Below are 22,088 nucleotides of genomic sequence, written 5' to 3'. Positions count from 1 at the left end.
CACGGACTGTCTTGGGGACTGTCCTAAGCCGGACCAGCAGGCGACACCTTTCGTCGAGGCGCAACAATACCCTGTCCAGACATGAAGAAACAAATCCAAGAATCTGATTTGGCATTGTTTCGCGAGCATGTCCAGGACGCAGAACCGGTTCGCCACGACCAAGTCGAGCACGAACGCCGCAGACCGCCACCCGTCCCGCGCCCGCGTCCTGTGCAGTTGCCCGAAGAACAGGGCGGCACGCTGCTGTCCGAGTCGGAGGTGGAGACGCATGAGTTTCTCCTCTTCGCTCGCCCCGGAGTACAGCGGCGCCTGATGGCCGAGCTGCAGCGCGGCGGCATCGAGGTCGGACTCGAACTCGACCTGCACGGACTCCATGCCGAGCAGGCGCGCGGACTCCTCGCCGAGTTCCTTGCCGAATGCGGGCGTCGTCATGTCCGCTGCGCACTCATCGTCCACGGCAAGGGCTATCGCTCCGCCGGCCGGCAGCCGGTCCTCAAACAGAAGGTCAATTATTGGCTGCGTCTCTACGACAATGTACTGGCCTTCTGCTCCGCCACCCGGAAAGACGGCGGAACAGGCGCCGTCTACATCCTGCTGCGCAACCCGAGCAAGTCGAGCCGGACACCCTGAGCCCTTGCCGCCCCTCGCCGTGAATTCTGATCGCGCCGGACGGAATCCGAACCCTCCGACGGGCACGCCCGGCCGTCGGACATGGCGCGAAACCACGGTCGGCGTCCTACGGATCATCGCGCCCATGATCGTTGTTCCCGCGGCGGCCGGGGAACCGATCATGGGACTCGCCTATCAGCCCTATGTCGGTCAATGGAGCGCCACCGCAGATAACCCATTTGCACCCGGCCGGCTCTACACACCCACGTTCAACAGCTATCGCGGGGCCATCTCCGCGACGGAGCAGCACGCCGGTCTCTGGGCAGCCCGTCGGCAGGTGGCGCTGCATTTCGATCGCGAAGGCCGGGTGAGCAGGATCGAGGCGCAGGGGGTCTTGACCCTGGATCTTTCCGCGCTCCGGGACGCGAGCGCAAGCGCTTGGAGCCGGACCTATTTCAAGCACTTCGAGGGTCCGACTCCGCAGACCGCGGTCTCGCTCGACCATCGGGGCTCGGTCTATCGCCAGCTCGCCTTTCTGGTGCAGGAGGCCGACGGGGCCCCGCTGACCCTCTCCACCTACGGCACCGGTTTCGACCTCGGCTATTGGCGCCGACTCGGCGAGGAGGACTTCGTGGCCCTCCCGGTCTGGGCCGAGAACCGGGTCGACTTTTTCGCCGCCGATGCGGCAACACCGACCACCCAAACCGCGATCGACGAGCTCGATGTCTACTTCCCACCCGAGGCGACCTTTGTCGTACCCGCCCCGGACCGGGTCATCCTGGAAACGACCGGGACCGCCGGGCATGACCTCGCACTCGCGGCCGTCCATCTGCGTCTCTTCGAGCCGGCGCATCGAGACGCGCACGGGGCCGTCCTGAACCCAGGCTTCTTCCTCGGCGACGCCAACGCACAGGTCGCGCTCGCCGCGGCCGAGATCAACGCAAGCGCCGGCGCGACACGGCTGACCATCAAGCAAGGTGTGCCGAACATCGTCCTGGACGGCACCTTGAACAACGCGCGCATGCGCTTCGCCATCCGCTCGGCCCTCGCACAGGCACAGACCGCCAATAGCCGCCATCCGGGCACCGTCACCCATCTGATCATCTCCAATGAATATGCCGAGAGCATCCCGCAGGTCGGCGACACGCCGGGGCCGACCCGACAGGTGACGGAGATGGTGCGCTTTGCCCGTGCGCAGATGGCGCCCGGCGGCGACTTCGCGGGACTCGGACTCGCCATCGGTGTCCGGAGCCACGCCTTCCGGGGCGCGGATGCCGACTCGACGGACCCTGCGATTCGACGGTTCACGCAGGATGTGCGCGAGCTGATCCAGGTCGCGGACGTCCTCATGGAGAACATCTACCCAAGCCCGGAGGCGGTGGAGCAGGCGCGAGCGACCGGGCATTGGGACGCCTTCTTCGACCGTGAAGACGGCGAGCTGTCTATCCAGTGGCGCCGGTTGGAGACGTCGATCGAGGGCCTCGCCGACGGCAAGAGGATCGCACTCATGATCGGGGAGATCGGTCATCCCACCAACGGTATCGCCTTCAATCTCCCCGGCTATGTCGTGGGCGCCCGGTCCGTCGCAACCGGTTCGGCATTCGCCCGTGTCCGCAAGCATCTCGCCGACGGAGACACCCGCATCGAGCAGCCGGGCATCGATGCCTTCCATGCCTATTTCAACACCGCGACGAGCGCCGCCTTCTTGACCGAGGCATTCCGCTGGTCGCGCGACAACAAGGTTCAAATCCACGCCTTCGAGGCCTTCGACGAGCCGCACAAATCAGCCCAGAACATCCCGCTCGCCGGCCTCGGTCTCGCGGAATCGACCTTGAATCACGGCGGGAGCTATGGGGCGGAGGGCTTCTACGGGATCTTCCGGTACACGGGCGTCGCCGGCTTCTCGGCAACATCCCTGCGCCCGATCAGGCCCGGGGCCAAGCTCGTCGACCCGCTCCGCTTGGATCCCGAGGGGAGCGATCCGCAGTGGGCATCTCAATTCACCGGGCAGTTCCAGTCCAAACTTCCGGCCTTCGACTTCCGAGGCACGGCGCATGCGTTCGTCCGGGGCACTCCGACCCCGGAGCTCGGGCACGGGGATTGATCGGGCCGACGACAGGCTGTCGGCAATCCACGCGATTGCCCGACACAGGGTTGCCCGACAGATGCCGCCCGCGACATGCGAGGCCATGCGTCTCGAAACTTAAATCTTCCAACCCGAAACCGCCCTGTATACTAGCGCCGCCATGTTGACCTACCCCGATATCGATCCCGTCGCACTCGGCCTTGGACCCCTGCGGATCCATTGGTACGGGCTCATGTACCTCGTCGGATTCGCCGCGGCCTGGATGCTCGGGCGCTGGCGGGCAGGCCGGCCCCAGTCGGGCTGGACTACGGAGATGGTGGATGACCTCATCTTCTACGGCGTCATCGGCACCATCGTCGGAGGTCGGCTCGGCTACATGCTCTTCTACGGGTTCGACCAACTGGCCGCGAACCCGCTGAACATCCTCAAGGTCTGGGAAGGCGGAATGGCCTTCCACGGCGGACTGATCGGCGTGCTGATCGCGATCTATTTGTTCGCGCGCCGCCATCGCATGCGGTTCTTTCAGGTCGGCGATTTCCTCGCTCCGCTCGTTCCTCTGGGGCTCTTCGCCGGGCGGATCGGCAACTTCATCAACGGCGAGCTCTGGGGCCATCGGACCGATCTCCCCTGGGGGATGCGCCTGCCCTGCCTGGAATTCCCGGCGCAATGCGCGGATCTGCCCCAAGGGACGGTCTGGAGCATCCCGGTGCATGCCTCTCAGCTCTATCAGGCCGCGCTCGAGGGTCTTGCCCTCTTCATTGTCCTCTGGATTTTTTCCAGCAAACCGCGTCCCATGATGGCCGTCTCGGGGGTCTTCCTGCTCGGCTACGGCCTCTCGAGGTTTGCCGTCGAATTCGTGCGCGTGCCCGACGCCCATATCGGCTATCTCGCCTTCGACTGGCTGACCATGGGTCAACTGCTGTCGATGCCCATGATCCTGTTCGGCGCACTGCTGCTCGCGCTCGCCTACAGGCGTCGTCCGCAGTCGTCGTAGGCCGAGACCGTCGGAGTGCAGGCCACCGGCCGTCGCCGTAAGCTTTTTGGGTTGCTTGGTGTCGGCGGCTGACAGCTGGAGGCTGGAGGCTGGAGGCTGACAGCTCTCTCGCCCCCTATGCAGGCATAAAAAAACCGACCCTAAAGGCCGGTTTTATCGTGTGCCGGAGATCGGTGCCGAACAGCGACTAGCTCATCTCCTTGATGTGGGCATTCATCCGGCTCTTGTGACGAGCGGCCTTATTGGCATGGATGAGTCCCTTACGCGCAGCCCGGTCGATACGCGGAACCGCGTCCTTGAAGGCTTGGACGGCAGCTTCTTTGTCGCCGGCCTGGATGGCTTTGATGACCTTCTTCATGAAGGTACGCAGGGTACTGCGCTGCGAGGCGTTTTGCTGACGACGGTCTTCCGACTGGCGGGCGCGCTTGCGGGCTTGTGCTGAGTTGGCCAAAGGGGTCTCCTGAAAATCCGGCGCTCTAGTGCTGCAATCCGAGTAAAGACCGCGTAGTATCCATGTGCCTTCGGGTGCTGTCAATGCGTGCGTGGCGCTGCGCGCGGGCCGAGTCGCCTGCCTGATCCGTCAGAGCCGCGTTGCGCCATGCCGCAGAGCCGGCTAATCTGACCCTGCACACCGGACTTCAACATCCGAACGCCGCGCTTGTCGCCTCCATCAACCCGCCGCCGTTCAGCTCATGTCAACACGCGATACGGATCGGCGCGGCACGGATGACCCGCTGGTCTCCCGACTGGAAGCCGCACTCGCCCACGAGCCCGGCCATGGGTCCGGCGCAATTGCCTGTGCCTGGCTCTTCGGGAGCCGCGCGCGCGGCACAGGACGACCGACCAGTGACCTGGATCTCGCCGTCTTGTTCAGCGAGGATCCGCCGCGGACCTTGGAAGGACTGCATCTCGATCTGGCGGACCGGCTGACCGGCGAGGTCGGTCGGCCGGTGGATCTCGTCGTGATGAACCGGGCACCCGTCGATCTGGTCCACCGTGTCTTGCGCGACGGCATCCTGCTCCTCGAGCGAGATCGATCGGCGCGTATCCGCTTCGAGGTCCGTGCCCGCAACGAATACTTTGACCTGCTGCCGCACCTGTTGCGTTATCGGCGCGTCGGACATCGGGCCGCCGAACCGGTTGACGAGGAGAAGCGCTGATGACGGATCAAGAGTTGGTGGAGAAAAAGCTTGCCTTTATCGAATCCTGCATCGCCGATCTGCGGCACTTGGCCCGACCCGAGCTGATCGAGGCTGACCTGCGCGAGCAGCGTTTCGTGGCGTATACGCTTCAGATCGCCATACAAGCGGCCCTGGATGCCGCATCGCACATCGTCGCCGACGAGCGCCTGGGCGAGCCGACCAACAACCGCGCGCTCTTCGAGGCACTCCTGCGCGACGGATGGCTACCGCCGCACCTGGCTCCGAGCCTTGCTGGGATGGTCGGGTTTCGCAACATCCTGGTCCACGGGTATCAGGCGGTCGATCCGGCGGTGGTCCGAGACGTAGTTCAGCGGCATCTGGACGATCTGCTGCAATTCGTGGCTGCGATTCGCGCCAAACTGTCGAGCCTAAACACCTCCGACACGACGAGCCCATGATCCCTTGAATTCCTCGTTTTCTATCCCAGATCTCGACGTTCAAGACCTTATACCGCGTGCTCCCGGAACGAGCCGCATCTATCCTCAAAGAGCACGTACGACCAGTGATTCGGAGATCGGAAGCATGAAGAAAATACCTCTGTTTTTCAGCATTATTTTTTCCGCCGCCCTCGTCGGCTGCGGCACCACCACGGCATCCCGGACCACGACCGGAGCGGCCGCCGGTGCCGCTACGGGTGCGGCCATCGGCTCACTCAGCGCCAATGCCGGCCGCGGTGCTCTCATCGGCGCCGGCGTCGGGGCACTCGGCTCCTTCGCGTACGATCAGCATGAGAAGGAGCTTCAACAACAGCGGGACCGCGAGGCCTGGCAGGCACAGCGCAACCAGCAGCTGTACCGGTAACCATCCACGAACGACTGACAACCCGTAAGCCGAAACGTCCGTCACCCGGGCGATCGGCTTACGCGGCAACACCGATGGAAACGACACGCCTCCGCCGTTGCGGACACGACGCCGCGGCGCTTCGTACCGAAGGCGCCACCCTCCGGACACCGATGTCACCTCGCTGCATCGCACACATCCGAGACCTTGAAGAACCGCATCCGACCGGCGCGCTTGCGCGAATCCAATCGATCGATCGCCGCAGCACCTCTACACCCCTATAATCCGCGCTTTTTGCGGAGTCTCATCAGCCGTGGCCTCTCTCGCCGCATCGATCGCCAAGGTCGGTAGCAACACCTTTATCTCGCGGGTCCTCGGCTTCGTACGCGACCTCGTGGTCGCTCGGATCTTCGGCGCCGACGCCGGAACGGATGCCTTCTTCGTCGCCTTCAAGATCCCGAATTTCATGCGCCGGCTCTTCGCCGAAGGCGCCTTTTCGATGGCCTTCGTGCCGGTACTGAACGAGTACAAGGAGAAGCGCGGCTTCGAGGCGCTCAAGGCCTATGTCGATGCGGTCGCCGGCACGCTCGGGGCCGTTCTGCTGCTGGTCACGGTGCTCGGCGTCCTGGGTGCGCCCCTGCTGATCCTGGTCTTCGCCCCGGGCTTCGTGAACGAGCCCGAGCAGTTGGCCCTGGCCACCGAGATGCTGCGGCTCACCTTCCCGTATCTGTTGTTCATCTCGCTGACCGCCTTCGCGGGCGGCATCCTCAACACCTACGAGCGCTTCGGCATCCCGGCCTTCACGCCGGTCCTGCTCAACATTTCTTTGATCCTCTGCGCGGTCTATCTCGCGCCGCTGATGGATCGACCGATCGTCGCGCTGGCCTGGGGTGTCTTCATCGCCGGCATCGCGCAACTGCTCTTTCAGATCCCCTTCCTGCTTCAACTCAAGCTGCTCCCCCGTCCACGCCTGGCAACGACGGATCCCGGTGTGCGCAAGACGGTCAAGCTGATGGTGCCGGCCCTCTTCGGGGTCTCGGTCGGCCAGATCAGTTTGCTGCTCGATACCCTGCTCGCCTCCTTTCTGGTCACCGGGAGCATCTCCTGGCTCTATTATTCCGACCGCTTGATGGAGTTCCCGTTGGGGATCCTCGCCGTGGCGCTGGCGACGGTGATCCTGCCGCGCTTGTCGCAACGTCATGCCGCAGACGATCCGGTCGCCTTCTCCTACACGATGGACTGGGCGCTGCGTTGGGTTCTGTTGCTGGGCGTTCCCTGCGCCGTCGGCCTCCTCCTCCTGGCCGGCCCCATGATCGCCACGCTCTTCTATTCCGGCGAGTTCGGCGCGAACGATGTCGAGAACGCCAGACTGAGCCTGATGGCCTACTCGCTCGGGCTGGTCGCCTTCATGGGGATCAAGGTGTTGGCGCCCGGCTACTATGCCCGTCAGGACATGAAGACCCCGGTGCGGATCGCGGTGATCGCGCTGGTGACCAATATGGTCTTCAACCTGATCCTGATGTTCCCGTTCGGCCATGCCGGACTGGCGGCAGCCACGACGATCGCGGCCATCACCAACGCCGGTTTGCTGCTGCGCGGGCTGCTCAAGGAACGCATCTTTCGCCCCAAGCGCTCCTGGATCGCGCTCATGATCAAGGCACCGATCGCCAACCTCCTGATGGGGGCGGTCATCTATTGGGGTGTGGGCACAACCGCGGATTGGATCGCCATGGGTCTCGGCGAGCGGATCTGGCGCCTGCTGATGTGGATCCTGGTCGGCGGGGCCGTCTATGCGGGAGCACTCCTCGCAATGGGCATTCGTCCGCGGCACTTCATGGGGCGGGATTAAGCCGCGGTCGCCGGCCGACGGCGGCCGCTGGCGATCGGCAGTCGGCTCGACCGGACAATGCCTGCTTGACGGTTCGGGGCTTCGCGGTGCTCGCGTATACTGACGTTCCGGTTTCCCGAGGCAGATGGCAATGCGGCTGATCCGAGGCTTACACAACCTGCGCCCGACCGACCGAGGTTGCGTTGCGACCATCGGCAACTTCGACGGTGTTCATCTAGGACATCGGACCGTCTTCCAGCGGCTGTTGGCGCGCGGACGCGAGCTCGGTCTGCCGGCGACCGTCATCACCTTCGAGCCGCAGCCGATGGAGTTCTTTGCGCCCGATTCGGCGCCTGCCCGTCTCACGCGGCTGCGTGAAAAGCTGGCGGCGATCCAGGACTGCGGCATCGAGCAGGTGATGCTCCTCGAGTTCAACCCGAAGCTTGCCGGGATGGGGGCACGCGACTTCGTGCAACGGCTCCTGCTCGACGGGCTCGGCGTGCGTTATCTCCTGGTCGGCGACGACTTCCGCTTCGGTCGCGGACGCGAGGGGGACTATGCCCTGCTGCACGCGATGGGACAGGCCGGCCGGAACGACGACAGCGGTTTCGAGGTCGAGGATCTGCATACCATTACGCACGGCACCGAGCGGATCAGCAGCACCCGGGTGCGCGAGGCGCTCGGTCGCGGGGACCTCGAGCAGGCCCGTCACCTGCTCGGGCGCCCCTACCGGATGCAGGGCCGCGTCTCCCACGGCGCCAAACGCGGTCGCAGCATCGGCTTCCCGACCGCAAATATCGACCTACACCGCCGGTTCAGCCCGGTGCGCGGGGTTTACGCCGTGATGGTGTCCGGACTCGGCCCGACTCCGCTCCCGGGTGTGGCCAATGTCGGCACGCGCCCAACGGTCAACGGCAAAGACTATCGCCTCGAGGTCCATCTTTTCGACTTCGATCGGGAGATCTACGGACGCCACCTCGAGGTCGAGTTTCAACTGAAGCTGCGCGACGAGAAGCGGTTCGAGTCCTTCGATGCGCTCAAGGAGCAGATCCAGGTCGATGCGCGGGTGGCGCGCGAGTATCTCCGATCGACCGGGCCGAATGACTTCGACAGCCCCCAGCCCCCAACCGCCAGCCTCCAGCCCTGAGTCGGTTCGAGGTTCGGACCGGGACGCGATCGCCTTTGCCTCGCGCGGCCGAGCAAGCCACAATCGTACCCTGTTCGCCCCGGAGCCCGTTCGAGGATCCTACGCGACCCCTTCCGACGCACCGAGAGCAAGCCACGTGACCGACTATAAAGACACCTTGAATCTCCCGAACACGGGCTTCCCGATGAAGGCAAACCTCGCCCAGCGCGAGCCCGCGATGCTCGAGCGCTGGGAGTCCATGGCGCTCTATGCCCTGATCCGCCAAGCCCGCGCGGGCGCTCCGACCTTCATCCTCCACGACGGCCCGCCCTACGCGAACGGCGAGATCCACATCGGCCACGCGGTCAACAAGGTCCTCAAGGACATCATCGTCAAGGCGCGCACACTCGACGGCTTCGACGCGCCTTATGTGCCGGGTTGGGACTGTCACGGCCTGCCGATCGAGCTGCAGGTCGAGAAAAAAAAGGGCAAACCGGGGCATAAGATCAGCGCGGCCGAGTTTCGCGTCGCCTGCCGCGACTATGCCGCCAAGCAGGTCGACGGCCAGCGTGCGGATTTTAAGCGTCTCGGTGTCCTCGGCGACTGGGAGAATCCTTATCTCACGATGGACTTCGCCTTCGAGGCCGAGATCATCCGCTCGCTCGGGCGCATCATCGCCAACGGTCATGTGCAGAAAGGCTTCAAGCCGGTGCACTGGTGCATCGACTGCGGATCGGCCCTGGCCGAGGCCGAGGTCGAGTATGCCGACAAGCAATCGATCGCGATCGACGTGCGCTTCCCGGTCGTCGAGCCCGAGTCGCTCGAAGCCCGTTGTCACGGCTCACCGAACGGCTGCGGCGAAGGTCCGGCCTCGATCGTGATCTGGACCACCACACCCTGGACCCTTCCGGCCAACCAGGCGGTCGCGCTCAACGCCGAGCTCGAATACGTGGTCGTCGCGGTCGAGTCCGCGCAGGGCCACGAGCGCCTGATCGTCGCCGAGGGTCTGCTCAAGGACACCATGGCCCGCTGGGGCATCGAGCAGTATCGGGTGATGGGCTACGGTCGCGGCATCGACTTCGAGGGTCTCAAGCTTAAGCACCCCTTCTACGACCGCGAGGTGCCCGTCATCGTCGGCGAGCATGTGACGCTCGACGCCGGCACCGGCGCCGTCCACACCGCGCCGGGCCATGGTCTGGAGGACTACATCGTCGGTCAGCGCTATCACCTGCCGGTCCACAACCCGGTCGGCGGCGACGGGCGTTTTCTGCCCGACACGCCGCTCTTCGCGGGCGAGAACGTCTTCAAGGCCAACGAGCAGGTCGTCGAGACCTTGAAGGCCAAAGGCGCGCTGCTGCTGGCGACCCGCTTCACCCACAGCTATCCGCATTGCTGGCGGCACAAGACGCCGATCATCTTCCGCGCCACGCCTCAATGGTTCATCGGCATGGAGAAGCAGGGCCTGCGCAAGGCCGCCCTGCGCGAGATCGGCCATGTCAGCTGGATGCCCGATTGGGGTCAGAGCCGGATCGAAGGGATGGTCCAAGGCCGGCCCGACTGGTGCATCTCGCGCCAGCGCACTTGGGGCGTGCCCATCACGCTCTTGGTCCACCAGGTCACGGGCGAGCTGCATCCGCGCACCGCCGAGCTGATCGAGGAGGTCGCCGGCCGGGTCGAGCAGCAGGGCATCGAGGCATGGTTCGCGCTCGAGCCGGCCGACCTGCTCGGCGAGACCGAAGGTGCGGAGTACGAGAAGGTCCACGACACCCTGGATGTCTGGTTCGACTCGGGCGTCACGCATGCGTGCGTGCTCGAGCATCGCGACGGGCTGCGCGCGCCCGCCGATCTGTATCTGGAAGGGTCGGACCAACACCGCGGCTGGTTCCAAAGCTCGCTCATGACCTCGGTGGCCATGCACGACCGTGCGCCCTACCGTCAGGTGCTCACCCACGGATTCACCGTTGATGCCAAGGGCGAGAAGATGTCCAAGTCCAAGGGCAACGTGGTCAAGCCGCAGGATGTCATGAAGACCCTGGGGGCGGACATCATCCGCCTCTGGGTCGCGGCCACCGACTACCGCGCCGAGATGGGCGTCAGCGACGAAATCCTCAAACGCACCGCGGATGCCTATCGACGTATCCGCAACACCGCGCGTTTCTTGCTCGCCAACCTCAACGGCTTTGATCCGGCGACCGATCGGGTCGCACCCGAGGCGATGCTCGAACTCGACCGCTGGGCCGTGGATCGCGCCTTCCGGCTTCAGGACGAGGTCATCGAGGCCTATCGCGACTACCAATTCCATCTGATCTACCAGAAGGTCCAGCAGTTCTGCGTCGTCGACATGGGCGCCTTCTATCTCGACGTCATCAAAGACCGTCAGTACACCACGCAGGCGGACAGCCTGCCGCGACGCTCCTGCCAGACCGCGATGTACCATATCGCGGAGGCGATGAGTCGCTGGCTCGCGCCCATCCTCAGCTTCACCGCCGAGGAGATCTGGCAAAACCTGCCGGGCGAGCGCGCCGAGACCGTCTTCGTCGAGACCTGGTACGCGGGGCTCTTCCCGCTCGCCGACGGCGACCCGATGGACCGCGCCTTCTGGGATCAGGTAATCGCGACGCGACTGGCCGTCGGACCGGCGTTGGAGACGGCGCGCAAGGCGGGACTGATCGGCTCGTCGCTGGATGCCGAGCTGGATCTCTATTGTGCCGAGCCCCTCGGTGCCCTTCTGGCTCGCCTCGGGGAGGAGCTGCGCTTCGCACTCATCACCTCCGAGGTCCGTCTGCACCCGTCGAGCGAGCAGCCGACGGATGCGCTCGGGACCGAGCTTACGGGACTCGCCGTGCGGGTCAGACCTTCCAAGCACACGAAATGCGTACGCTGCTGGCATCATCGGCCCGACGTCGGCACACACAACGAGCACCCGGAGCTCTGTGGGCGCTGCGTGGAGAATGTCGCAGGCAACGGCGAGGTCCGCCGCTATGCCTAAGGCTCGGGCGTCGGCGACGAACGCCTCCGTGGGTAACTCGGCAACGGGCTCAGGGAGCGGCTCGACGACTGGCTCGACGACTGGCCCGAGCATCGGAGGCGCCGTCATGAAACGCTGGCTCTGGCTCTCGCTCGCTGTATTGGTTTTGGACCAGGCGACCAAGTGGTTGGTGCTGGGGCTGCTCGAGCCGTTCGAGGTCATCGAGCTGTTCCCGAATCTCAACCTGACCCTGATGTTCAACACCGGCGCGGCCTTCAGCTTTCTGGCCGACGCCGGAGGCTGGCAGCGCTGGCTGTTCGCGCTCGTCGCTGTGGGCATCACCGGCGTCCTCACGGTCTGGCTGCTGCGCCTGAAGTCGGGCGAGGGCTGGCTGGCGCTCGGCCTGGCGCTTCTGATCGGCGGCGCCGTCGGCAACCTCATCGACCGGGTACTGCTCGGTCACGTCGTCGACTTCATTCAGGTGTATCTTCCCGTGATCCCGCTTGCCGTCTTTAATCCCTGGCCCTCGTTCAACATCGCGGACAGCGCCATCAGCATCGGCGTCGTGATCATGCTGATCACCACCCTGGCAACGCCCGAGACACCATGAAAATCGCCATCCTGTCGCGCAATCCGACCCTCTACTCGACCCGCCGCATCGTGGAAGCCGCGCGCGCCCGGGGACACGAGACCAAGGTCGTCGACGTCCTGCGCTGCTACATGAACATCACCTCGCACGCACCCTCGATTCACTATCGCGGCGATGAGCTGACCGATTTCGATGCGGTCATTCCGCGCATCGGCGCATCCGTGACCTTCTACGGCACCGCGGTGCTGCGTCAGTTCGAGATGCTCGGGGTTTATCCGCTGAACGAATCGGTCGCCATCACCCGCGCGCGCGACAAACTGCGCTCCCTACAGCTGCTCTCGCGTAAAGGGATCGGCCTGCCGATTACCGGATTCGCACACGCACCGGATGACGTCGAGGATCTGATCAAGATGGTCGGCGGCGCCCCGCTGGTCATCAAGCTCCTGGAGGGTACGCAAGGCATCGGCGTGGTGCTGGCCGAGACCCAGCAGGCCGCCGAAAGCGTGGTCGAAGCCTTCATGGGCCTGAAGGTCAACATCCTGGTCCAGGAATACATCAAAGAGGCGAACGGGGCCGACATCCGCTGCTTCGTGATCGGCGACAAGGTGGTCGCGAGCATGAAACGCCAAGCCAAGCCCGGCGAATTCCGCTCCAACCTGCATCGCGGCGGAAGCGCCTCGCTGATCCGCATCACGCCCGAGGAGCGCTCGACCGCCACGCGAGCCGCGAAGATCATGGGCCTGAACGTCGCCGGCGTGGACATCCTGCGCTCCAACCACGGCCCGGTGGTGATGGAGGTCAACTCATCCCCCGGGCTTGAGGGGATCGAGCGCGCCACGGGCAAGGACATCGCCACGCAAATGATCGAGCTCATCGAGAAGAACGCGGTCCTCGGCAAGACGCGTACGCGGGGGCAGGGGTAGGAGTGAGGAGTGAGGAGTGAGGAAGTGTTGTCGGTCACTCTAATTTCACGCGAATTCCTCAGAGTAATCCGCGCTGACCCTACCGGATTCGTCCACCGCTCTTGCGGCTGCCTGCGGTCCAGCCGGTCTTGGATCGGTTCAGCCGGCTCTATTGGCGGCATCCGGCCACAAGCCGTTGCACGTCAACTCAAGCCGAGTGACTCTTCCACGCGCGTCGAGGACGCTGGCGATCACGCTCCGGATCGGCCGTTTGCGTCCCATTCCGGTCAGTCGCTCTATTTGCGCGAGCGATCCGGAAGGCATCCAAAGCGGACACTCTCTCCGGCGATCATTGAGAGGACGGAGGGTTTTTCAGGCGACCTGGTCGAGAAACAGTTCGCGAAGAACCTCCGGGCGTTCCTGTGCCACACGAATGAGCGATCGCGCCGCACCGCTCGGCTCGCGTCGACCCTGCTCCCATTCCTGCAGCGTCCTGACCGACACGCCTAGGAGCCTCGCGAACTCGCTTTGGGACATCTTGACGCGATAGCGTGCGAGCGCCACCGGGCCGTGGATTGCGCCCACCTTCTCGGAGTTCATCTCGCGGATGGACTCGAGCAATTCAGCGCCGATATCACGATCGGCGTCTCTTGCGAGCAGCTCTTGTTCAGTCTTTGGCATGATCCAGCATCTCCCGTGCAGCATTGAGCACATGCGCCGGCAGGTTCTCTCGCGCGCTCTTGGCGTAAATCAAGAGGAGCCAGATGCGCCCGTCTGCCAGCCGGTTGTAATAAATGACCCGAACGCCGCCTTGTTTTCCGCCACCGGACCGGGACCAACGGACCTTACGCACACCGCCAGTGCTCGGAACGACATCACCGGCAAGCGGGTTGCCCGCAATCCAGGCACAGAATTCTCCACGCTCGTCCTCCGTCCAGTAGTCGGGCCAAAGGCGCGTAAAGGAGGGCGTTTCCACAACGGTCAGCATGGCGTGATTATACGTCAATGCCGCATAAGGCGCTTGGGTGCCTGCTCTGCGTCGCTGGGCAGGCAGTCATCGAGACCGCGGCTGTTACCGTTATTGTCCGTCCAGAGTTGCTCACAGGGTTAACCGCGACCGACCGCAACGCGTCCAGAACGGGCACTCGGGACCAGGCAACGAGCGGCGGGTCCGGGTCGAGAACGGCCCCTTCCGCCGCCTCTCGGCCGGTGCCGCAGTGCAGAAGGATCGGCGGAAGTCAGGTGAGCGAATCCTAGAAATCTGCGACGAGATCATGTTGGAAACCACAGAGGAGAGAGGGATGAGGGGTGAGTCGCCTCGCTGAGAGCTGAGAGCTGAGAGCTGAGAGCTGAGAGCTGAGAGCTGAGAGCTGAGAGCTGAGAGCTGAGAGCTGAGAGCTGAGAGCTGAGAGCTGGAGGCAGGAGGCAGGAGGCTGAAGGCAGGAGGCTGAAGGCAGGAGGCTGAAGGCAGGAACCCGAAAGCCAAACCCCACAAGATGGCCATTTCATGACAAGATCGCGGCGTCTGTCTCCAAGGACGCCAGCCGATGACCGCAGATTCAGTCACCATCGCCGATCGCGAGATCCAACCCGGGGAGCGCGCCCGGGTCGACATCCCGCTGCCGAATCTCTACACCACCACACCGGTCTTCATGCCGGTACATGTGGTTCGAGGTCGCAAGCCCGGCCCCCGTCTCTTCGTCACGGCGTCCATCCATGGCGACGAGATCAACGGGGTCGAGATTATTCGGCGGTTGCTCATGCACAAGTCATTGAGCCGCCTTCGCGGTACGCTGCTCGCCGTGCCTGTCGTCAACGTCTACGGCTATGTGCGCCAATCGCGCTATCTGCCGGACCGACGCGACCTCAACCGCAGCTTTCCCGGATCCGAAAAGGGCTCGCTCGCGGCACGCCTCGCCGCAACCCTCATCAGCGAGGTGGTCGAGGGCTCCACCCACGGGATCGATCTCCATACCGGGGCAATCCACCGCGAGAACCTCCCGCAAATCCGGGTCACGCTCAACGCGAGCGAGGACATGCCGGCGTTGGCGAAGGCGTTCGAGACACCGGTCATCCTCGACGCGGAGATACGCCCCGGATCGTTGCGCGCGGAGGCCGCGGCACGCGACATCCCGATTCTGCTCTACGAAGGCGGCGAAGCACTGCGCTTCGACGAGTTCGCGGTCCGTGCCGGTCTGCGCGGGATCCTCGGGGTCATGCGGCACATCGGGATGATCCGTGCCGCCCCGGCGCGCCGAGCGATCGGTCACGAGCCGCTCGTCGCCCGCTCCAGCGTCTGGGTTCGCGCCCAGCAAAGCGGCATCCTGCTCTCCCTCACCCCCCTCGGCGCCCACGTCAACAAGGGCGACACCCTGGGCATCATCACCGACCCCTTCCGACCGGTCGACGACCCGGTGCTCTCGCCCGTGAGCGGCATCGTCATCGGCCGCACCAATCTCCCGCTCATCACCGAGGGCGAGGCACTCTATCACCTCGCCTGCTTCGGCAAGCCTGAGACCGCCGCGGCCTTGTTGGAGCAGTATCGCGACGCACTCGATCCAGATGATGACGAGGATGAGACGGTGATTATTTGATCGCTGCCGCTGTCGCGGGCGAGACGGTCCAGTCGCCGTCGGGGATCAGCGACCTCGGCTAACGGGTCGTCGCCGACACCACGTTTGAGTACGCGGATGTCCCGATGCCGTTGTAGGCCCGCACGCGATAGCCGTAGGTGGTTTGCGACATCAGGCCCGTACTGGCGAAGCTGGTGGCGTTGGGGCCGACCGTAGCGATCTGCGACCAGGCGCCTGTGCCGATCCGCCGCTCGATGCGGAACCCGGTCTCGTTGTTGCTGTTGTCGCGCCAGGCTAGGTTGATCCGCGATGTGGACGCCACCGATGCGCCAAGCGTCGAAGGCGCCGCCGGCGCGGCTGTTCTGACGGTGACCGTATTGGAGTAGGCCGACGTGCCTGACGCGTTGTAGGCGCGCACGCGATACTCGTAGTTGGTCGAAGAGCTCAGTCCGGTATTCGCAAACGTCGTGACGTTGGCCCCGACCGAAGCGATCTGCGACCAAGCGCCCGTGCCGATCCGCCGCTCGATGCGGAATCCGGACTCATGACTGCTGTTGTCGTTCCAGACCAGGTTGATCCGCGAGGCGGACGCCCCCGTCGAGGCAAGCTTGGAGGGAGCCGCGGGAGCTGCACTGCCGACCGTCACGCTCACCTCCTGAGAGTAGTCGCTGGTGACCGAACCCTTGTAGGCCCGCACCGCAAAATAATACTTGGTCCCGTCGGTCAGCCCGCTCACGGTGGCACTGGTATTGGTTTTTGCATCCAGTGTCTGTGTGTAGCCGCGCGATGCCGTCCCGGAGTAGAGAAGGTAACCGGTTGCTCCCGAGACCCCATTCCAAGCGAGTCTCACATCACCCGCGAGGGCGCTTTCGGTGAAGGCGAGAAGACCTATCAATGCGATGAACAGCGAATTGAGACGCACCCGCAGACGTGGGCCGAGGTGTAAGCGGTCAATGGACATGACAAACCTTGAATCGTGAAAACCGCTGGCAACAAGAACCTTCCCTGAGCGCGCTCAGCTGTAAGAAATTGAAATCCCCGAGTCGGGAACCGTCGGTAGTGGTTAGGACGCCTGGCGAGGAGTCGACCGGCACGCGTTTGTCTCTCTGGTGTTGCTCCCGCTGTGCAGCAGTTGCTTGGGGCTCTGCCTGCTTCAGCGAAACGCATGCCACTTATTTATTTAACATATAGAACAATATGTTAAAGATCCTTCAGACGTTTGAGAGCGAAGCCACGCGTCGCTCATCGACTACAGGAATTCGGATGAGCGTCTTAAGCCTCTATCAAATAGGAGGGTCTTTTGTAGTCGTCTGGAGACACCGGGCTTTCCGAGAAGGCCCGCGGCACTTGGCTGGAGGTACTGTCGGACCGCTCCGGTGCCAGAAGAGGGGTGCGGCTTGATCGAGGGAGGGAGGGAGGGAGGGAGGGAGGGAGGGAGGGAGGGGGGAGGGACACACCCCCGAGATCCGGCAGTTGATCGCTTCGTGCCGCATGCAGGGGTTTGACGCGACTGACGCGCTTGGTCATCTGACGCATCACCCACCGGGGTGTTGTTTCCAACATTATCTCGTCATCGATTTCTAAGATTCGCTCACCTGACTTCCGCCGATCTTTCCGCACTGCGGCCCAGGCCGAGTGATCATCTTCCAACCGGGTCGTGCGCTGGCGGGGTCTTCGCGGCGACCCGACCCGACGCTCGGCAAGCTTGCAAGCCGCGTGGCTCCGGCGTAATGTATCAACATTGAAGATACACCGGAAATCGGCTATGCGTGTCACTGTGAAGAAGTGGGGCAACAGTGCGTCGGTGCGTATACCTGCCGCCGTCATGGAGGCGGCCCACCTGACGCTGGATGAAGTCGTGGATATCCGCGAAGAAGGCGGGACCATCGTGATCGAGCCGATACGACCCAGGGGCTACGACCTTGCTGAATTGCTGGCCGGCATCACGCCGGAGAACCTGCACGCAGAAGTTGACGTTGGTGGACCCGTGGGTAAGGAAGCGCTCTGATGGTTCAGCACTACACTCCCGAGGCCGGCGATATCGTGTGGCTGCACTTCGATCCGCAGGCTGGACATGAGCAGGCTGGCCACAGGCCGGCGCTGGTTGTCAGCCCTTCGGCCTACAACGGCAAGACCGGGCTGATGCTCTGCTGTCCCATGACCACGCAAGTCAAGGGCTACCCCTTCGAGGTACCGATACCGGGGGATCGCCCGGGCGCCGTCCTAGCCGACCAGGTCAAGAGCCTCGATTGGGTGGCCCGCAAGGCCCTACGCAAAGGGAAGGTGTCCACCGCCGAGCTGAACGACGTCAGGGCCAAGATAGTCGCGTTGGTAGGCCCGGAGCCTCAGTAATGAAAAGGACGACGCGAGGACTGGACTCGAAATGAGCCCGCGAGCGGGACCCCTATACGACCCGACCACGAATCTCCGTTGCGTAAGCCGATCCGCCGCCTTGAGGCTCTTCAGTCGTCGGAGACGGGCGAAACAAGGCGGAATCGAGACGATAGCGGCGCAGGAGCTTGTAAAACTCCGTACGATGTCGACCGGCCATGCGCGCCGCGCTGCTGACGTTGCCTTCGGTGATCCGAAGAAGGTTGATGAGGTATTCGCGATCGAAGCGCTCACGCGCATCGGCCAAGGAGGGCAGAGTGCCGAGATCGTTTCGCAGGGCGCGCTGAACCAGGGTCGCCGGAACAATCTTGGTCGTGCAAAGCGCGGCGGCCTGCTCGACGAGATTCTGGAGCTGGCGCACGTTTCCCGGCCAGGGAGCCGACATCATCAACTCCATCGCGTCCGGTGCGAAACCCTCGACCTGCCTCTTGTTACGTGCGTTGGCTTCGGCGAGGAATCGGTTCGCAAGCAAGGGAATGTCCTCTAGCCGCTCCCGCAAGGGCGGCAACTCCAACCGAACCACGTTGAGGCGATAAAAAAGGTCGGCGCGAAACTGCCCGTCGGCCATCGCCTGGTCCAGGTCGCGATGCGTTGCCGAGATGACCCGAACGTCCACGCTGACCGAGCGGTTCGCACCGACCGGACGAACCTCGCCCTCCTGCAAGGCGCGCAGCAGCTTGGCTTGGAATGCAAGCGGCATATCGCCGACCTCGTCGAGAAAAAGGGTACCGCCGTCGGCCTCCTCGAAAAGTCCCTTGCGGTTCTGGATGGCGCCCGTAAAGGATCCTTTGGCGTGACCGAAGAGCTCGGACTCCAGGAGCGTCTCGGGGATGGCGCTGCAGTTGACCGCCACGAAGGGGCGACTGGACCGCGGGCTGGCCCGATGGACGGCTCGCGCCAGAAGTTCCTTGCCTGTCCCGCTTTCGCTTTGGATCAGGATGTTCGTGTCGGTCTCTGCTGCGAGGTAAGCATGTCGCAGGACGTCTTCTAGCGCTGCGCTTCGCGTGATGATGTTTGCGCGCCAATCCTCAATCCGTGAAGAGGGTTCCTCTTCGGCGCCGCCAAGCCTTGCCGCACGCTCGACGAGGCCCAAGAGCTCCTTGCCGTCGAAGGGCTTGGTGAGGAATCCGAAGACACCGCGTTGGGTGGCGTCCACGGCGTGGGGAATGCTGCCGTGGGCGGTCAGAATGATCACGGGTAGGCCCGGGTAATCCCGTCTGATGGAGTCGAACAGCTCTAGGCCATCCATGCCGTCCATCCGCAGATCGCTCACAACCAGCCGCGGTTTGAAGTGCGCGAGCACGGCAAGGGCCTCCTCGCCGCAGGTCACCGCCCTTACCTCGTGCCCGGCTGTTTTGAGGCGTATGGAAAGCAGCTTGCGCAGATCGGCGTCATCGTCCACCAAGAGGATCTTTGTCGGGTTGGTCACTTGAGATTATCCTCGGGTGATGCAAGATTTAAATCGCGTCTTCGGTCACGAATCTCCATTTCGATCTCTTTGAGTTCTTCCAACTGAGTCGTCAGCGCGTCGCGCTCGCGAATCGTTGCGTGAAGGGCGCGGTCACGCACCTGCTGTTGTCGTTCGCTCGCCCTAAGTTGTTCAAGTTGCGCTGCGACATCATCACGTTCGCGGATGACGGTCTGAAGCGAAAGGACGTCCGCGTCCTCTTGCCCAAGCTTGTCCGCGTCTCCCGGACCGCGCTTGGGTGCGGCGGCAAGGCGTGCGTCGAGAGCGTCGCGCTGACGAATGGTCACGCCGAGTCTGCTTCGCAGCCGGGCCTCGGTCCGCAATTGATCCAGCATGACCGTCGCCAGTGCGATCGATCCCGGCGTTTGCATCGGATGATTGAGATAGGCCGTAAACAGCTCCGCCGCGCGCGCCTTGTCGGACGGCTCGCCGAGCATCGTCATGACCAGCGCCCAGCCCAACAATTGCGACGGGTCATCGGTGTCCGCTGCAGCGGCTGAATCGCGCAGGGTGGCTGGGTCCGACTGTCGAAGCGAGGCGACTGTTCCGAACACCCGATTGAGATCAACGGGCTCCGGCACAGGTTTGGACGCCCGAGAAAGGACGCTCGGAGTGCATGCGGTGAGAAGGGCTAGGATCGCCGCGCTTGCGGCAATCAGGACGGGCTGTCGCCAAGTCTGCCAAGCGCTCCCGAGGCCGTATGGGATGATCATGTTGATTGCGAGGAGGTCCTCGCTGCGTCGACCGCTTCGGAGGCCCCAAAAAATCGACGTCGAGGTAAGCGGAGTCGAAGGCATGCGCCTTCATCGGAATTCATGACCTGCAAGCGACCTCCCAAGGCCAAGGCATACTCACGAGCGATAAAGAGACCGAGGCCGCTTCCGCGAATGCGGCTGTTGCCGACCGAAGGCTTCTGAAAAAAACGCTCGAAAACGTTCTCGCGATCTTCGGGGCGAATGCCTTTTCCTTCATCTCGAACATCGATATAGATGTCGTTATTGAAGTTCCCGGTGACGATACGGACACGGCTGCTTGCCGCGGTGAACTTAATCGCATTCGACAAGAGGTTATCGACGATCGTCGCGAGCCGCTCCTGATCCGACCACAAGGTCTCGCTGCTGAGGATCAGCTCGATGTCGAGCTCTTTGGCGCGCGCCGGCAACTTATGGCGCTCGGCAAGCTTACGAATCAGATCGTCAAGGTCAATGCGACGTGGAGCAATTACGGCTGCTGCGTCTTCGCCGTTGCTGGCGGTGAGAAGGTTTTCGATCAGTCCCTGGAGCTGAAGGCTATTGACACGGACAATGTCCAGAATCTCATGCTGCTCGGGCTCGAGCGATCCGAGAACATCCTGCGACAGGAGCTCGGCACCTTCGACGATATTGGTCAGCGGCGTTTTAAGCTCATGCGAGATATGGTGAAGAAAAAAGGTCTTTTGCTCCTCGAGCTCAATGAGGCGAAGCCGCAGCCAGTTCAAGCGTTCACCGAGATCGGCAAGATCACTGAGACCCGAAACCTGAATCGGACGATCGAAACGTCCGTCACCCAGTGATCGAATCGCCTGATCGAGTTGACGCATGGGTCGCGCAATCAGCATTGTGAAAATGAACGTCAGGAGCAAGGCTACCGGGATGCTGGCGGATGCCTCCCACAAGAGTTGTTGTCGGGTGTCCGCCCCTTCGCGATGCATCGCCTCGACCTCGCGCGCCACGACACGCACGCTTTCACGATAGATGTCGCGCGAGAGCACGTTGAGATGTGCAAAGCTTTCCAACGCGGTTTTCGTCGCCTCAGCGCTTGTGCCTCCGCTATCCAAGGCTGCGAACGTCGCCTTTGACGCCGCTTCGAGATCAAGTGCCAGGGTACGCACCGACCGACCCATCTCCAGAGCCGCAATGTCGGCCAAGTGGATCAAGAAGCTTTCGCGCTGGGCCTCATAGGACTCGAGGAGTGCCGGATCGGACAAGACGTGATATTGACGCGCAAGGCGTTCGACGTCCGTGATTTCCTCGATCAGATTTCGGCTTGCTTGGGTTGCACGGACCGCCGCGACCACCGCATCTTGCCCCTTCGAGGCGAGGTGATCGACCGCAAACCAGGCCGTAGCGAGTGCCAAACCGAGGGGTAAAGTGACGACAGCGAATCCGATCAGGACCAACTGAAGAAGCGAGAACGTCAGGTCAAGGCGGCGGTGTCGTGTCATCCACTCGGTCGTCGGTGGTGCGCAGGGGGGAACTCGAACCCCCAAGGAATACTCCACTGGAACCTAAATCCAGCGCCTCTGTCCGTTCCGCCACCCGCGCGAGTCGCCTTAAACCGCGCCCAGCGCGGTATGCGATGTCATTAGATTGGATCGGTCCCGGAAGCTTTGAAGGCCGCTGGAGACGGCGCGGTTTAAGATGTTAAAGAATATATCATTTTAAACCGCGTCCCCGCTAAGGGCCGCGGACAGACCAGACGTCGGACTTACTGGAAAGTTAGCATTTCGCTCCGGACGCGGTTTAGTCTACAGCGGATTCGCAGCGAGCGGGCCACGCATGCAGTCGGCGCGAGGACGACTGCTCTCCCGCAA

General features: G+C 63.4%; 21 protein-coding genes and 1 tRNA gene. 14 read left to right on the top strand and 8 right to left on the bottom strand.

From position 1 onward, the window contains the following. Positions 1-81: 81 nt before the first annotated feature. The 3 genes from BDD21_RS12115 (at position 82) to lgt (ending at position 3,689) form a co-directional block, all read left to right on the top strand. Positions 82-630: a Smr/MutS family protein gene (locus BDD21_RS12115; protein WP_120797388.1), complete on the top strand. Its 549-nt coding sequence runs from the start codon at positions 82-84 to the stop codon at positions 628-630. A 124-nt stretch (positions 631-754) separates the two neighbouring features. Continuing rightward, positions 755-2,713, top strand: a complete 1,959-nt coding sequence (locus BDD21_RS12110) for a hypothetical protein (RefSeq protein WP_211335039.1) — start codon at positions 755-757, stop codon at positions 2,711-2,713. 142 nt (positions 2,714-2,855) lie between these two features. Next, a complete protein-coding gene (gene lgt, locus BDD21_RS12105) occupies positions 2,856-3,689 on the top strand; it encodes a prolipoprotein diacylglyceryl transferase (RefSeq protein WP_120797387.1) in 834 nt (277 codons plus the stop codon). Positions 3,690-3,876: 187 nt separating this feature from the next. Here lgt and rpsT read toward each other — a convergent pair whose 3' ends face one another. Further along, entirely contained in the window at positions 3,877-4,140 is a 264-nt protein-coding gene (gene rpsT, locus BDD21_RS12100; RefSeq protein WP_120797386.1) for a 30S ribosomal protein S20, read from the bottom strand. Between the two features lie 241 nt (positions 4,141-4,381). On the opposite strand from rpsT, the gene mntA reads away from it, so the two are divergent. The 8 genes from mntA (at position 4,382) to rimK (ending at position 13,105) form a co-directional block, all read left to right on the top strand. Beyond that, entirely contained in the window at positions 4,382-4,849 is a 468-nt protein-coding gene (gene mntA / locus BDD21_RS12095) for a type VII toxin-antitoxin system MntA family adenylyltransferase antitoxin (protein WP_120797385.1), read from the top strand. Further along, positions 4,849-5,289, top strand: a complete 441-nt coding sequence (hepT, locus tag BDD21_RS12090) for a type VII toxin-antitoxin system HepT family RNase toxin (RefSeq protein ID WP_120797384.1) — start codon at positions 4,849-4,851, stop codon at positions 5,287-5,289. Before mntA ends, hepT begins: the two co-directional genes overlap by 1 nt. A 124-nt stretch (positions 5,290-5,413) precedes the next feature. Further along, positions 5,414-5,692, top strand: a complete 279-nt coding sequence (locus BDD21_RS12085; protein WP_120797383.1) for a glycine zipper domain-containing protein — start codon at positions 5,414-5,416, stop codon at positions 5,690-5,692. A 292-nt stretch (positions 5,693-5,984) separates the two neighbouring features. Further along, positions 5,985-7,520 (top strand): murein biosynthesis integral membrane protein MurJ, encoded by a 1,536-nt coding sequence (gene murJ / locus BDD21_RS12080; protein ID WP_120797382.1) that lies wholly within the window; start codon positions 5,985-5,987, stop codon positions 7,518-7,520. A 130-nt stretch (positions 7,521-7,650) separates the two neighbouring features. Further along, a complete protein-coding gene (ribF, locus tag BDD21_RS12075; protein WP_120797381.1) occupies positions 7,651-8,646 on the top strand; it encodes a bifunctional riboflavin kinase/FAD synthetase in 996 nt (331 codons plus the stop codon). A 136-nt stretch (positions 8,647-8,782) separates the two neighbouring features. Next, positions 8,783-11,614, top strand: a complete 2,832-nt coding sequence (gene ileS, locus BDD21_RS12070) for an isoleucine--tRNA ligase (RefSeq protein WP_120797380.1) — start codon at positions 8,783-8,785, stop codon at positions 11,612-11,614. A gap of 106 nt (positions 11,615-11,720) precedes the next feature. Further along, positions 11,721-12,203 (top strand): signal peptidase II, encoded by a 483-nt coding sequence (lspA, locus tag BDD21_RS12065; RefSeq protein ID WP_120797379.1) that lies wholly within the window; start codon positions 11,721-11,723, stop codon positions 12,201-12,203. Then, complete coding sequence (gene rimK, locus BDD21_RS12060) at positions 12,200-13,105, top strand: 30S ribosomal protein S6--L-glutamate ligase (protein ID WP_120797378.1); 906 nt, start codon at positions 12,200-12,202, stop codon at positions 13,103-13,105. The genes lspA and rimK overlap by 4 nt, the downstream gene beginning before the upstream one ends. A gap of 351 nt (positions 13,106-13,456) precedes the next feature. Here rimK and BDD21_RS12055 read toward each other — a convergent pair whose 3' ends face one another. Then, on the bottom strand, positions 13,457-13,765 hold the full coding sequence (locus BDD21_RS12055) for a helix-turn-helix domain-containing protein (RefSeq protein WP_120797377.1): 309 nt from the start codon (positions 13,763-13,765) through the stop codon (positions 13,457-13,459). Further along, the gene (locus tag BDD21_RS12050; protein ID WP_120797376.1) at positions 13,752-14,072 is read right to left on the bottom strand and encodes a type II toxin-antitoxin system RelE/ParE family toxin; all 321 of its coding nucleotides are present in this window, start codon (positions 14,070-14,072) and stop codon (positions 13,752-13,754) included. The genes BDD21_RS12055 and BDD21_RS12050 overlap by 14 nt, the downstream gene beginning before the upstream one ends. Positions 14,073-14,631: 559 nt before the next feature. Here BDD21_RS12050 and BDD21_RS12040 point away from each other — a divergent pair. Then, positions 14,632-15,678, top strand: coding sequence for a succinylglutamate desuccinylase/aspartoacylase family protein (locus BDD21_RS12040; protein WP_120797375.1), 1,047 nt, complete (start codon positions 14,632-14,634; stop codon positions 15,676-15,678). Positions 15,679-15,736: 58 nt separating this feature from the next. Here BDD21_RS12040 and BDD21_RS12035 read toward each other — a convergent pair whose 3' ends face one another. Continuing rightward, entirely contained in the window at positions 15,737-16,618 is an 882-nt protein-coding gene (locus BDD21_RS12035; protein ID WP_120797374.1) for a fibronectin type III domain-containing protein, read from the bottom strand. 804 nt (positions 16,619-17,422) lie between these two features. Between BDD21_RS12035 and BDD21_RS12030 the strand changes: the two genes are divergently transcribed. Further along, positions 17,423-17,665: an AbrB/MazE/SpoVT family DNA-binding domain-containing protein gene (locus BDD21_RS12030; RefSeq protein ID WP_120797373.1), complete on the top strand. Its 243-nt coding sequence runs from the start codon at positions 17,423-17,425 to the stop codon at positions 17,663-17,665. Further along, positions 17,665-18,009, top strand: a complete 345-nt coding sequence (mazF, locus tag BDD21_RS12025) for an endoribonuclease MazF (protein WP_120797372.1) — start codon at positions 17,665-17,667, stop codon at positions 18,007-18,009. Before BDD21_RS12030 ends, mazF begins: the two co-directional genes overlap by 1 nt. Before the next feature lie 52 nt (positions 18,010-18,061). Here mazF and BDD21_RS12020 read toward each other — a convergent pair whose 3' ends face one another. The 4 genes from BDD21_RS12020 to BDD21_RS12005 form a co-directional block, all read right to left on the bottom strand. Further along, positions 18,062-19,477, bottom strand: coding sequence for a sigma 54-interacting transcriptional regulator (locus BDD21_RS12020; protein ID WP_120797371.1), 1,416 nt, complete (start codon positions 19,475-19,477; stop codon positions 18,062-18,064). Further along, a complete protein-coding gene (locus BDD21_RS12015; protein WP_147431067.1) occupies positions 19,474-20,070 on the bottom strand; it encodes a hypothetical protein in 597 nt (198 codons plus the stop codon). Before BDD21_RS12015 ends, BDD21_RS12020 begins: the two co-directional genes overlap by 4 nt. Before the next feature lie 155 nt (positions 20,071-20,225). Then, positions 20,226-21,572, bottom strand: coding sequence for a HAMP domain-containing sensor histidine kinase (locus BDD21_RS12010; RefSeq protein ID WP_170164743.1), 1,347 nt, complete (start codon positions 21,570-21,572; stop codon positions 20,226-20,228). A 162-nt stretch (positions 21,573-21,734) separates the two neighbouring features. Then, positions 21,735-21,819 (bottom strand) — tRNA-Leu (locus tag BDD21_RS12005). Positions 21,820-22,088 lie beyond the last annotated feature (269 nt).

It is taken from the genome of Thiocapsa rosea (assembly GCF_003634315.1).
GTDB classification, from domain to species: Bacteria; Pseudomonadota; Gammaproteobacteria; order Chromatiales; family Chromatiaceae; genus Thiocapsa; species Thiocapsa rosea.
This window is presented reverse-complemented; position numbering and strand designations above follow the sequence as displayed.